This is a genomic window from Neobacillus drentensis NBRC 102427 (assembly GCF_001591445.1).
Lineage (GTDB): Bacteria > Bacillota > Bacilli > Bacillales > Cytobacillaceae > Neobacillus > Neobacillus drentensis.
Window position 1 is genome coordinate 1 of the sequence record NZ_BCUX01000080.1, and the last position, 12,844, is coordinate 12,844.

11 protein-coding genes are annotated in these 12,844 nt (G+C 41.1%); 10 read left to right on the top strand and 1 reads right to left on the bottom strand.

Features of this window, described 5'->3' with window-relative positions:
* Window positions 1–64 precede the first annotated feature (64 nt).
* From BDR01S_RS22945 to dnaB, 9 genes are all read left to right on the top strand, one after another.
* Window positions 65–2,056, top strand: a complete 1,992-nt coding sequence (locus BDR01S_RS22945; protein WP_066249108.1) for a molybdopterin-dependent oxidoreductase — start codon at window positions 65–67, stop codon at window positions 2,054–2,056.
* Window positions 2,057–2,182: 126 nt separating this feature from the next.
* Window positions 2,183–3,283 carry a redox-regulated ATPase YchF gene (gene ychF, locus BDR01S_RS22950; protein ID WP_066249106.1) on the top strand — a complete coding sequence of 367 codons (1,101 nt, stop codon included), beginning with the start codon at window positions 2,183–2,185 and terminating at the stop codon, window positions 3,281–3,283.
* A 311-nt stretch (window positions 3,284–3,594) separates the two neighbouring features.
* A complete protein-coding gene (gene rpsF / locus BDR01S_RS22955; RefSeq protein WP_066249104.1) occupies window positions 3,595–3,882 on the top strand; it encodes a 30S ribosomal protein S6 in 288 nt (95 codons plus the stop codon).
* Between the two features lie 72 nt (window positions 3,883–3,954).
* Entirely contained in the window at window positions 3,955–4,464 is a 510-nt protein-coding gene (ssb, locus tag BDR01S_RS22960) for a single-stranded DNA-binding protein (RefSeq protein ID WP_066249102.1), read from the top strand.
* Between the two features lie 49 nt (window positions 4,465–4,513).
* A complete protein-coding gene (rpsR, locus tag BDR01S_RS22965; RefSeq protein WP_066249100.1) occupies window positions 4,514–4,753 on the top strand; it encodes a 30S ribosomal protein S18 in 240 nt (79 codons plus the stop codon).
* Between the two features lie 120 nt (window positions 4,754–4,873).
* Complete coding sequence (locus BDR01S_RS22970) at window positions 4,874–5,818, top strand: YybS family protein (RefSeq protein ID WP_066249097.1); 945 nt, start codon at window positions 4,874–4,876, stop codon at window positions 5,816–5,818.
* 25 nt (window positions 5,819–5,843) lie between these two features.
* On the top strand, window positions 5,844–7,817 hold the full coding sequence (locus BDR01S_RS22975; RefSeq protein ID WP_066249094.1) for a DHH family phosphoesterase: 1,974 nt from the start codon (window positions 5,844–5,846) through the stop codon (window positions 7,815–7,817).
* Window positions 7,814–8,263, top strand: a complete 450-nt coding sequence (rplI, locus tag BDR01S_RS22980) for a 50S ribosomal protein L9 (RefSeq protein WP_066249091.1) — start codon at window positions 7,814–7,816, stop codon at window positions 8,261–8,263. Before BDR01S_RS22975 ends, rplI begins: the two co-directional genes overlap by 4 nt.
* A 189-nt stretch (window positions 8,264–8,452) precedes the next feature.
* Window positions 8,453–9,808 (top strand): replicative DNA helicase, encoded by a 1,356-nt coding sequence (gene dnaB, locus BDR01S_RS22985; RefSeq protein ID WP_066249088.1) that lies wholly within the window; start codon window positions 8,453–8,455, stop codon window positions 9,806–9,808.
* 436 nt (window positions 9,809–10,244) lie between these two features.
* On the opposite strand, the gene BDR01S_RS22990 is transcribed toward dnaB, so the two are convergent.
* Window positions 10,245–11,168: a nuclease-related domain-containing protein gene (locus tag BDR01S_RS22990; RefSeq protein ID WP_066249086.1), complete on the bottom strand. Its 924-nt coding sequence runs from the start codon at window positions 11,166–11,168 to the stop codon at window positions 10,245–10,247.
* Between the two features lie 222 nt (window positions 11,169–11,390).
* Here BDR01S_RS22990 and BDR01S_RS22995 point away from each other — a divergent pair, with 222 nt between their 5' ends.
* Window positions 11,391–12,683 (top strand): adenylosuccinate synthase, encoded by a 1,293-nt coding sequence (locus tag BDR01S_RS22995; RefSeq protein ID WP_066249083.1) that lies wholly within the window; start codon window positions 11,391–11,393, stop codon window positions 12,681–12,683.
* Window positions 12,684–12,844 lie beyond the last annotated feature (161 nt).

Genomic DNA, 12,844 nt, shown 5'->3' on the forward strand with positions numbered 1-12,844 from the left:
CCAGACAGTATTCAAATTTATAAGAAAAGTAGAAATAGAGTTTTCCGTATAGGGGGTGGAGAAATTGGTACAAATTCGTCAGGCTGCTTGTCCGTTAAATTGCTGGGATAGCTGCGGTTTCAATGTAACTGTCGAAAACAATAGGGTAACTCAGGTCGAAGGAGATCCCTCCCATCCGATTACCCGGGGGAAAATTTGTGGGCGAGGCCGGATGCTTGAAGCCAGGACAAACACTAAGCAACGTTTATTGCATCCACTAAAAAAGATAAACGGTACATTTGAACAAATCTCCTGGGAGCAGGCACTTGATGAGATCGCTACTAAGTTAATCGAAATTAAAGAAAGATACGGGTCTACTGCTGTTTTGCACAGTCATGACTATGCAAATAATGGTTTATTGAAAAACCTCGATCAGCGATTTTTTAATTGCTATGGCGGTGTCACCGAGCTCTATGGTTCTCTTTGCTGGGGAGCAGGAATTGAAGCACAAAAGTGGGACTTTGGTGATGCACACAGCCATGAACCTAATGATTTAAACAATAGTAAAAATATTATTGTTTGGGGACGAAATGTCGCCCGAACAAATATGCACTTATATGAAAAGCTATTAGAAGCAAAAAAGCGTGGAGCTAAACTCATTGTCATTGACCCGGTCTTTAATGCAACCGCGAAAATTGCCGATGACTATATCTCAATAAAACCTGGTATGGACGGATTATTAGCAGCGGGGATTATCAAAGAAATGCTCCGCTTAGGATTAGAAGATCATGCTTTTATTGAGCAATATACGATTGGCTTTGAGGATGTAGTCCAGCTGCTGGGCAGCATTACAATTGAAAAACTTAGTGAAATGACTGAAGTGCCTTGTGAAGTAATGACTAATTTAGCACATATTTATGCAGATAAACCAACGTCTACCTTTATGGGACTTGGCCTGCAGCGCTATAAGAACGGCGGCAATACGATACGCTTCATTGATGCACTTGTTGCCGTGAGCGGAAATATTGGTATGGCGGGTGGCGGCGCCAACTATGCCAACCTTCAAGTGGGGCAAAGCTTTGTATTTGAGGAGTTAACCCTTCCTAATCGCAGGCAGAATTCTCGGCAATTCTCAATCATGGAGCAAGCAGAAGAAGTATTAAATGCAATCAATCCGGAAATTCAAATGATTGTTGTGACATGTGGGAACCCTTTGACTCAGGTGCCTGACACCAAGGTCGTTGAGGAGGCCTTCTCAAAAGTAGCATCACTGGTGGTAATCGAACAATTTATGACCGACACGGCACAACTTGCCGATTACGTGTTACCGACAACCACTGCTTTTGAGGAAGAGGATATTTATTATTCCTCGATGTATCACCATTATGTTAATTATGGTCCTCAACTTGTCCCGGCACCAGGTGAAGCGAAACCGGATTTATGGATCTGGACCGAGTTGGCAAACAGACTTGGCTTTGGTGCAGATTTTGATTTTACAAGAAAGCAATTCCTTAAAATGGCCTTTCAAGCATTGGAAACAAAGGGTCTATCACTTGAAGCCTTAATCGAAAAGCATACATTAGAATTGCCGGTAAAAGCGATCCCCTGGCAGGACCGCAAGTTTAAAACTCCAACGGGTAAGGTTGAATTTACGGCCCGGTTTGGTCAAAAACCGTTAACCTTAGCTGTACCTGAAGAGTCAAAGTGGTCAAATCCACAGCTTGCTGAAAAATATCCATATAATCTGCTGACCATTCATCCTTTGCGCTCCAATCACTCACAGAACTATCATCTATTCACAGCGGCACCAAAAGTGAAGGTGGAGGTTGCCCGAAATATTTCGGATCGTCTTGGCTTGCAAAAGGATGATTTGGTTAGGGTATGGAATGACCGCGGCGAAGTAAAGGGCTATATTGCGATAGCAGCCTCTGCCCATCCGGACACGATTAATATCGATGAAGGCATCTGGAAGCGGTTCGGCGGGTCGGTTAATAACCTGACCTCAAGCCGTCCATCAGATAACGGTTTAGGCAGTACATTGTATGATTGTCTCGTCAATCTTGAAAAAATAAACTAACTGCCGCCAATAAGCGGCAGTTGTCTTTTTCTATAAGAATGCCTATAATTGTGAAAGACTTGTCTTTTAATATTCAGAACTAATTTTAATTTAAAATAGATTTTATTTTTTTGAGGAGTGAACTAAATGGCATTAACAGCTGGTATCGTAGGTTTACCGAACGTTGGTAAGTCTACTTTATTTAACGCAATTACCCAGGCAGGAGCAGAATCGGCCAATTACCCTTTCTGTACGATTGATCCGAACGTCGGAATCGTCGAAGTACCTGACGCCCGCTTACAAAAGTTAACGGAACTTGTTCAACCGAAAAAGACGGTTCCCACCGCTTTTGAATTTACCGATATTGCCGGGATTGTTAAAGGTGCAAGTAAAGGTGAAGGACTTGGAAATAAGTTTCTTTCCCACATCCGTCAAGTAGATGCAATATGCCAAGTTGTCCGCTGTTTTGCTGACGATAACATTACCCATGTATCCGGTAAAGTTGATCCAATCGATGATATCGAAGTCATCAACCTGGAGTTGATTTTGGCTGACATGGAATCTGTTGAAAAGCGGATCAACCGTGTCGAAAAGTTAGCAAAGCAAAAAGATAAGGAAGCAGCGGCTGAATTCGAGGTCCTTTCAATGCTCCGTGATGCGTTTGAAGCCGAGAAACCAGCGCGGACAGTTGATTTTACCGAAGAACAAACGAAATTGGTAAAAGGGCTTCATTTGTTAACGATCAAGCCTGTTCTTTATGTAGCTAACGTTAGTGAGGATGATATTGCCGATCCTACTGATAATGAATATGTGCAAAAGGTCCGCGAATTTGCTGCTGCTGATAATGCAGAAGTCATCGTAATCTGTGCGAAAATTGAAGAGGAAATTGCTGAACTTGAAGGTGAAGAAAAGCAAATGTTCTTGTCAGAGTTAGGAATTGAAGAATCCGGCCTTGACCAATTAATCCGTGCGGCTTACCACTTACTAGGCTTAGCGACTTATTTTACAGCAGGTGTGCAAGAAGTTCGGGCATGGACCTTTAGAAAAGGAATGAAAGCACCGCAATGTGCCGGAGTCATTCACTCTGATTTTGAACGTGGCTTCATTCGTGCAGAAACCGTTTCATATGAAGATTTATTAGCAGCTGGCAGTCATACAGCAGCAAAAGAGGCTGGAAGAGTCCGTTTAGAAGGCAAAGAATACGAAGTAAAAGACGGCGACGTCATCCATTTCCGTTTTAACGTATAACTTTAAAGCAAGCCCGTTTTCATTTTGACACAATGTTGATTGGAGCGGAAGGCACGAGACTCCTGCGGGAGCACGGTACAGGGGAGACCCCGCAGTCGCTTTAGCGACGAGGAGGCTCCCCGAACCGCCCGCGGAAAGCGAAGTGCCTGGAGCGGAAATCAACATTCATATTATATGTGCTATCGAAAAAATCTCATTCCTGTGAATGAGATTGCTTTTGTTAAATAACTATGCTATAATTTCAACTTGTGAGTAATGAATAATTGCTCCTTGCCCAATTGGGCCGTTTAGACCAAAAGGAGGTGACTGTGATGAATAAGTACGAAATCATGTACATCATCCGCCCAAATATTGAAGATGAAGCTAAAAAAGCTTTAGTAGAGCGTTTTAACACAATTCTTCTTGATAACGGTGCGGAAACTGCTGAAACAAAGGATTGGGGTAAGCGTCGTTTAGCGTATGAAATCAACGATTTCCGCGACGGATACTACGAAATCACTAAAACAACATCTTCAGCTGATGCAGTACAAGAATTTTCTCGTCTTGCAAAAATCAGCGAAGATATCATTCGCCATTTAGTAATTAGAGAAGAAGCTTAATAATAAATTATAAATTTCTTGGTAAAAAGTTCCACGTGGAACATTTTACCAAATCAAAAGGAGTTGATTCTGATGATAAATCGTGTCGTGCTTGTTGGCCGTTTAACAAAAGACCCTGAACTGAAATACACACCTAATGGCACTGCTGTTGCTACTTTTACCCTTGCAGTAAATCGTCAATTTTCAAATCAGCAAGGTGAACGTGAAGCAGACTTTTTAAACATTGTTGTTTGGCGTAAAGCTGCTGAAAATGTTGCGAACTTCCTGAAAAAGGGTAGTTTAGCAGGAGTAGACGGCAGAATTCAAGTTCGTACTTACGAGCAAGATGGAAGACGTCAGTATTTCACTGAGATTGTAGCAGATAATGTTCAATTCTTAGAACCTAAGGGCTCTTCTGGTGGCGGAAGGAACAACGACTATAACGGTGCTCCTCCTATGGAACCACAAGGTAATCCATATGGCGGCGGTAATCAGAATCAACGTCAAAATCAAAACACGAATAAAGGTTATACAAGAATGGATGAAGATCCGTTTGCAGGTAATGGTCAAATTGATATTTCCGATGACGACCTTCCATTCTAACCAACCTTAAATGAACGATAACATCAATATGAAAAAGGAGGGAATTTTCATGGCAGGAGGACGTAAAGGCGGTCGCGCAAAACGCCGTAAAGTTTGTTATTTCACAGCTAACGGTATTACTCGCATCGACTATAAAGATGTAGATTTACTTAAGAAATTTATCTCTGAACGTGGGAAGATTTTACCACGTCGTGTAACTGGTACTAGCGCTAAATACCAACGTAAATTAACAGTTGCAATCAAACGTTCACGTCAAATGGCATTACTTCCATTTGTTGCAGGTGAATAAAAAATAGATGTAAAAAGGCAGTTAGGGTCTTCCCTGCTGCCTTTTTGTTATACTCTGGGTTGTATCGAACCGCTTATCTCGTTAAAATAAAGAGTAGCTTTAATATATAGGGGTGAAGTAGTGAAAGATGTACGCAAGCTTACAGAGGGTGCAATTCTTTTGGCAGCCCTTGTAGCACTATTACTAGTAACCATTTTTGTACCTCCCCTCGGGGTGATTACAAACTTGGTATTGCCGCTGCCGTTTCTGATGTTTTCTACAAAAAATGATCTGAAAATGATTTCAGCCTTCTTTGTAGCTGCCATTATTATTTCGTTTATTGCAGGCTCTTTAATGGGAGTTGGCTTAACGTTTATTTACGGGTCAGCAGGTGTAGTTATTGGCTATCTGCTTCAAAAGGGCAAGAGCCGGACGTTTATATTAATAGCCAGTTCGCTTACCTTTATGGCTGGGATCGTGATTTCATATGTTATCATGGTTGCTTTTATGAAAATGGATATTATCCATGAACTGACTGTAGCGTTAAATGAATCGGTTAAAAACTCAGAGGAAATGCTTAAAGCAATGGGCAGAGAAGACCAATTGAAAATCGTAAAAGAGAGAAATGCCTTAATGCTTAAGCAAATGGTAACACTTGCACCTAGTGCGTTGATCTTTGCTTCGATTATGTCTTCTTTTATCACCCAGTGGATTTGTTTCCCAATCGCCAAAAGGTTTGGTGTAAATGTTCAGCCATGGGGCAGTTTTCGCAATCTTGCCCTGCCAAAAAGCCTTTTATGGTATTATTTAATTGCATTAGGGATGATGCTGTTATTTCACCCGCAAGAGGGAACTTACTTATATTCTGCTTTAATTAACGCCCGGTACATATTAGAGACATTTATCCTGCTTCAGGGACTGGCGCTTTTATTTTTTATTTTCTACAAAAAGTCAGTTGCAAAGGGACTTGGTGTGCTAGTAGTAATTCTTACTTTCATGATTCCAATAGTCCGTTATATAATAATGTTATTAGGCATTACTGATTTAGGCTTTAATTTTCGAAAGCAATTTGAAAAGAAAGAGTAACAATCACGATTAGGAGCTGAAAACTTTGCCTGCATTTTTAGAAAAACGGTCGATTCGTTACCCTTTTTATGGGTTGATAGGCGTAACAGTGGTAGTGCTCATTGCCCTGTCCTTCTATAATTGGACCATAAGTGCAGCCGGGCTGTTTATCATGCTCTTCCCGACATACTACATGTTTGTGGTGGACCGTCGCCAAAGAAAAGAAATGGAAGAGTACATCGCGACCCTTTCTTACCGGGTTAAAAGAGTCGGCGAAGAAGCTCTGATGGAGATGCCAATCGGGATTATGCTCATTAATGATGAGTATTACATCGAATGGACCAATCCGTTTCTTGCCTCTTGTTTTGATGAGGATACCTTGGTTGGAAGGTCACTGTATGATGTTGCGGATACACTGATTCCGTTAATTAAACAAGAGGTGGAAACAGAAATTATCACGCTTCATGAACGGAAATTCCGTGTCATTCATAAACGAGAGGAACGGCTTTTATACTTTTTCGACGTGACCGAACAAAAGGAAATCGAGAAAATGTACCAAAATGACCGGACTGTCATTTCAATCATCTTTTTAGATAATTATGATGATCTTACCCAGGGAATGGATGATCAGATGCGTGGCAGCATCAATAATCTGGTGACATCTATCCTAAATAAATGGGCCCAGGATAATGGCATTTTTTTAAAAAGAATTTCATCGGAACGATTTATGGCTGTATTTAGTGAAGAAATTCTACAGAAGTTGGAAAAAGGTAAATTTACGATTCTTGATGATGTCAGAGAAATGACCTCCCAGCAAAATGTGTCGTTTACCTTAAGCATTGGCGTCGGAACTGGTGTTTCTTCCCTGCCGGAATTAGGGGTTTTAGCACAATCGAGCCTGGATTTAGCCTTAGGCAGAGGCGGCGATCAAGTGGCAATTAAACTTTCAAATGGCAAGGTGAAGTTCTATGGCGGTAAGACCAATCCGATTGAAAAGCGTACAAGAGTAAGAGCACGAGTGATTTCACATGCCTTACGGGATTTAATTATGGCAAGCGATAAAGTGATCATCATGGGCCATAAAAATCCGGACATGGACTCAATTGGTGCGGGCATTGGCATTTATAAAGTGGCGCAAATGAATCAGAAAGAGGCCTACATCGTTGTCAATATGCAGGAAATCGACAATGGGGTCAAGCGGTTAATGACAGAGATTCGCCAGCAAGAGCAATTATTCTCCCACTTTATTGGATCAGATGAGGCACTTGAAATCGCGACGGATAAAACCTTACTTGTTGTCGTTGATACTCATAAACCTTCCATGGTCATTGAAGAACGACTACTTAATAAAATTGACCATAAAGTTGTCATTGACCATCATCGCCGCGGTGAGGATTTTATTGCTAATCCATTACTTGTTTACATGGAACCTTATGCTTCGTCGACCTCGGAGCTAGTCACCGAGTTCCTCGAATATCAGCCGAAACGCGGGAAGATTGAAATGATTGAAGCAACAGCCCTGTTAGCAGGAATCATCGTCGATACCAAAAGTTTTTCGTTACGAACAGGATCAAGGACATTTGATGCGGCCTCCTATTTAAGAGCACATGGAGCAGATACCATCCTAGTCCAAAAGTTTTTAAAAGAAGATGTCGATACATATATCAGAAGGTCAAAGTTAATTGAGTCTGTAAACTTTTACCGCGATGGGATTGCCATTGCCAAAGGATCAGAAAATGAGTTTAATGATCAAGTAATTATTGCCCAAGCGGCAGATACCTTGTTAACGATGGACGGGGTCCTTGCTTCCTTTGTCATCTCAGCGCGCAGCGAAGGGGTCATTAGCATCAGTGCAAGGTCACTTGGAAACATCAATGTCCAGGTCATTATGGAAGCCTTAAAAGGCGGAGGGCACCTGACGAACGCTGCTACACAGCTATCAGGTTTATCGGTCGCAGAAACGGAAAGTAAATTAAAGCTAGCCATTGATGAATATTTTGAAGGAGTGAAAAAAGAATGAAAGTAATTTTCTTAAAAGATGTTAAAGGTAAAGGCAAAAAGGGTGAAGTAAAGAATGTGGCTGATGGATATGCCCATAACTTTTTACTTAAACAAGGCTTAGCGAAGGAAGCTAATAACGCAAATATCAGTACGCTGGATGCACTTAAGAAGAAGGAGGAAAAGCTTGCCGCTGAAGAATTAGCTGAAGCAAAAAAACTAAAAGAAGTCTTGGATCAAATTACGGTTGAGTTAACTGCTAAAGCCGGTGAAGGCGGCCGCATATTCGGCTCGATTACAACCAAGCAGATTGCTGAAGAATTACAAAAGAAACATGGCATTAAAATTGATAAGCGTAAAATGGAATTAGCGGATGCCATTCGTACGCTTGGCCACACAAAGGTTCCAGTTAAGCTTCATCATGAAGTTGTCGCAACACTAACTGTTTCCGTAACCGAAGTAAAATAATAAATTTAACCTAAGTAAAATAAAAATTTTCCCAGTGCGAAATCGCTGTGGAACATGATAGAATATAAAATGTAATCAACGACATGTGATCGGTATTAGCTGGTCACTTTTTTCTTTTCCGGATATGATAGTTTATGACTTTGAATTTTTATATAAATCATCCTCTTCATGATAGGAGGTTTTTGATAGATGAATGACTTATATGCGGATCGAATGCCGCCACAAAATATAGAGGCCGAACAGGCTGTTTTAGGGGCAATTTTTCTAGAACCCTCCTCTTTAATTTTAGCTTCAGAAATATTAATTCCTGAGGATTTTTATCGTGCTTCCCACCAAAAGATATTTAATGTGATGCTTTCACTAAATGATCAAGGGAAAGCAGTTGACCTTGTAACGGTAACGGAGGAGCTGTCTGCTGCCAAACTGATCGAAGATACAGGCGGAGTCAGTTATTTAGGGGAATTAGCCGCCTCAGTTCCGACAGCTGCAAATATTGAGTATTATGCGAGAATAGTAGAAGAAAAATCATTACTTAGAAGATTAATCCGTACCGCAACGAGCATTGCATCCGACGGGTATTCCCGTGAAGATGAAGTTGAGGCGTTGTTAAGTGAAGCTGAGAAAAATATTATGGCCGTGGCACAGCGAAAGAATGCCGGTGCATTCCATAATATTAAAGACGTGCTTGTTCGGACGTATGATAACATTGAAGAAATGCATAACCGCGTCGGTGATATTACCGGTATTTCGACTGGATTTGCGGAGTTGGACCGAATGACGGCTGGATTCCAGCGAAATGATTTAATCATTGTAGGTGCCCGTCCTTCCGTGGGTAAAACCGCTTTTGCCTTGAATATCGCAGCCAATGTTGCGACGAAAACAAATGAAAATGTTGCGATTTTCAGTCTCGAGATGGGTGCTGAACAGTTGGTCATGCGTATGCTTTGTTCGGAAGGAAATATTGATGCGCAACGGCTTCGTACCGGTTCCCTTACGGATGACGACTGGGGCAAGTTAACGATGGCAATGGGAAGTCTGTCGAATTCGGGGATTTTTATCGATGATACTCCGGGGGTTCGAGTCAATGATATCCGTTCTAAGTGCCGCCGTCTGCAGCAGGAGCATGGTTTAGGGATGATTTTAATCGACTATTTGCAGCTAATCTTAGGAAACGGCCGCTCCGGTGAGAACCGTCAACAGGAAGTTTCCGAGATTTCACGTTCTTTAAAGCAATTAGCGCGTGAATTAAAGATCCCTGTTATTGCACTTTCGCAGCTTTCGCGTGGTGTGGAACAACGTCAGGATAAACGCCCGATGATGTCCGATATCCGTGAATCCGGTTCGATTGAGCAGGATGCCGATATCGTAGCCTTCTTGTATCGTGATGACTACTATGATAAAGAATCCGAGAATAAGAATATTATTGAAATCATTATTGCCAAGCAGCGTAACGGCCCAACAGGAACGGTCTCATTAGCGTTTGTGAAGGAATATAACAAGTTCGTCAACCTCGAGACACGGTATAACGATCCTCCAGGTGCATAAATTAAGGCTAGCCCGCTTTTTTTGAGGGCTAGCCTTTTTCGTTATTGTTGGTTGCGAAGGATTAGTGCACTTGCTGGGTGGAAGAAATGGTGGAGCGGTAACTAGTGTGAGAGACTAATGCTCGTTGAGGGAGAAAAAAGGGGTCAACGGGGTTAGTATGATGCCAGTTGAGGGAGAAAAAAGGGGTCAACGGTAACCATAGGGTTAGTATGATGCCCGCTGAGGGAGAAAAAGAGGGTCAACGGTAACCATAGGGCTAGTATGATGCCCGCTGAGGGAAAAAAAGAGGGTCAATGGTAACCATAGCCGTCGTATGGTCCCCGTTGAGATTGAAAAATAGGGAAAACGGTAATCAAAGGAAGCATGGTACTCCTCTGCCCCCTTATTTATAGAATTTCAATTGTAACAGTAATTAAAAAATGGGTAACTGATGCACTTAAGCATTCGGTAGAACATAGTTTGCAGATTTGCCGTGTCCACTTAGTTTATAATTCTTACCAAGTATCCTCCTAATAGTCTTCTCCGACTTAATAATCCTACACCATTCATGAACTACCTTTGTGGTTATTTTTTGATCAGGAAATAGTAGCTGCAATTCAGCTACACTTCGTAAAACTGCTGATTCTATCTCTTCTTTCCAGCCACAATTATTACAAACAAGCTGCCCACCTAAAAGGTCAGTAAAAAAGGAGTAGCACTGTGGACAAAGAATCCCTTTTACCAAGTGACCATAGCCGTAAGAAGGTAAGCGCGGGTAAGGCGGCTCTACAAGATGCAGCGAAACAAGTTGTTCGGCTAATTTCAGATGACCTTTATTCAGTTTCCCAGGTTTAGCATTAGCATTTAACTTTTTCAAAAAACGGTTCAGTTGTGTTGGAAAGATAATAGAGGTATTTACAGTGGTTAGATATAAATGAAACTCGGGGTTATTGAAAATAAGGTATGAATCCAGCGGATAACGATAACCAAGGTCGTCGAGTAAGGACCGGAGCATAATTTCAAAACGACTCAATTGGTGAAGCGGGTTCTTTATTTCTTTTTTAATACACGTATACCATTTATCACCTTCTACATAGTAGTCACCTTCAAAATACTTTATGTCCAAAGGGTAAATCTTATTTTGGGATATAAGTAACGTATCAATTTGAAATTTGGAATTGTTATATTCAAGTAATAAATCATGAATAATAAGCCAATCCTCGGAAAGTCCCTCTAACCATGCATCACTCTTTTGCTCCCCTTCGAATCCTTTTTTCAAAATTAAGTAGTTAGTAACTTCCTTATCTGATAAACTCATTCGTGCATTTAAGGACCTTAAGATTGTTATTTCCAATCGTTCTTGCCGGGTTTTAATAATCATATTCCACATCCTATTCATTATTTTAAGAAACTATAATTCTATTTTATGGAAAAACCACTAAATTTACAAATTGGGATTTTGATAGACTTCTATAATAATATTTTACGAACATAATAATATATTTTTATATAAATGTTCGTGTTTGGTTTGCTATTTGCTATAAAAATTGGTAAACTGGTCTATGGAAAACAGTAAAGCGTATATAATTTGGAGGTGCCTTATATGTCATCAGTAGTAGTTGTTGGGACGCAATGGGGAGATGAAGGAAAAGGTAAAATCACGGATTTCCTTTCAGAAAATGCCGAGGCAATTGCCCGTTATCAGGGAGGTAATAATGCAGGCCACACCATTAAATTCAACGGGGAAACGTACAAATTGCACCTAATTCCATCAGGAATTTTTTATAAAGAAAAGGTTTGTGTCATTGGAAACGGAATGGTTGTTGATCCAAAAGCGCTTGTAACAGAACTTGCTTATTTACATGAAAAGGGCGTTACAACCGATAATCTACGCATTAGTAACCGTGCCCATGTCATCCTTCCCTACCACTTAAAACTGGATGCAGTGGAAGAAGAAAGTAAAGGCGCTAATAAAATCGGCACGACTAAAAAGGGAATTGGACCTGCCTATATGGATAAGGCTGCGCGTGTCGGGATCCGAATTGCTGACCTGCTGGAACGCGATGTTTTTGAAGAAAAGCTTGTTCGTAATTTAGAAGAGAAAAACCGCTTGTTTGAACGTATTTATGAAACAACTGGATTTACGAAAGAAGAAATCCTTGACGAATATTATGAATATGGCCAGCAATTTAAGCAATATGTTTGTGATACATCAGTTGTCCTTAATGATGCATTGGATGAGGGGAAACGGGTTTTATTTGAAGGTGCTCAAGGGGTTATGTTAGATATTGACCAAGGTACCTATCCATTTGTTACATCTTCTAATCCTGTTGCTGGTGGAGTAACGATTGGTTCAGGAGTCGGACCATCTAAAATTACTCATGTGGTCGGAGTCTGCAAGGCCTACACATCTCGTGTTGGTGATGGTCCATTCCCTACTGAATTGCACGATGAAATCGGCCATCAGATTCGGGAAGTTGGACGGGAGTATGGTACGACAACAGGCCGACCTCGCCGAATTGGCTGGTTTGACAGTGTTGTTGTACGCCATGCACGTCGTGTGAGCGGCTTAACAGACCTTTCCCTCAATTCAATTGATGTATTATCGGGGATTGAAACCTTAAAGATCTGTACCGCTTATAGTTATAAAGGTGAACTTATTACTGAATATCCTGCCAGTTTAAAGGTTCTGGCACAGTGTGAGCCTGTTTATGAGGAACTGCCAGGCTGGACTGAGGATATTACGGGAGTAAAAACATTAGATGAATTACCTGAAAATGCACGCCATTATGTGGAGCGTGTCACGCAACTGACAGGAATACCGTTAACTACGTTCTCTGTTGGACCAGATCGTAATCAAACAAATGTTGTCCGCAGCCCTTGGAGACAGATTTAATTGATGAAATGAAGCCCTCAAATTTGAGGGCTTCACTCTTTTTGGAAAGTTTTTTTAAAAAAGTATTGCTATTGATAGATAGTACGTGCTATTATAAAAAGCGTCGTCACAATGCGACACGAAAAAAGTACGAGCCATTAGCTCGTGAGTCACTTTTGTAC

What these genes read in the sequence shown, in the direction of transcription:
- ychF (WP_066249106.1), top strand. Translation starts at nt 2,183, where the DNA reads ATGGCATTAACAGCTGGTATCGTAGGTTTACCGAACGTTGGTAAGTCT.
- rpsF (WP_066249104.1), top strand. Translation starts at nt 3,595, where the DNA reads ATGAATAAGTACGAAATCATGTACATCATCCGCCCAAATATTGAAGAT.
- ssb (WP_066249102.1), top strand. Translation starts at nt 3,955, where the DNA reads ATGATAAATCGTGTCGTGCTTGTTGGCCGTTTAACAAAAGACCCTGAA.
- rpsR (WP_066249100.1), top strand. Translation starts at nt 4,514, where the DNA reads ATGGCAGGAGGACGTAAAGGCGGTCGCGCAAAACGCCGTAAAGTTTGT.
- rplI (WP_066249091.1), top strand. Translation starts at nt 7,814, where the DNA reads ATGAAAGTAATTTTCTTAAAAGATGTTAAAGGTAAAGGCAAAAAGGGT.
- dnaB (WP_066249088.1), top strand. Translation starts at nt 8,453, where the DNA reads ATGAATGACTTATATGCGGATCGAATGCCGCCACAAAATATAGAGGCC.
- BDR01S_RS22990 (WP_066249086.1), bottom strand. Translation starts at nt 11,168, where the DNA reads ATGATTATTAAAACCCGGCAAGAACGATTGGAAATAACAATCTTAAGG.
- BDR01S_RS22995 (WP_066249083.1), top strand. Translation starts at nt 11,391, where the DNA reads ATGTCATCAGTAGTAGTTGTTGGGACGCAATGGGGAGATGAAGGAAAA.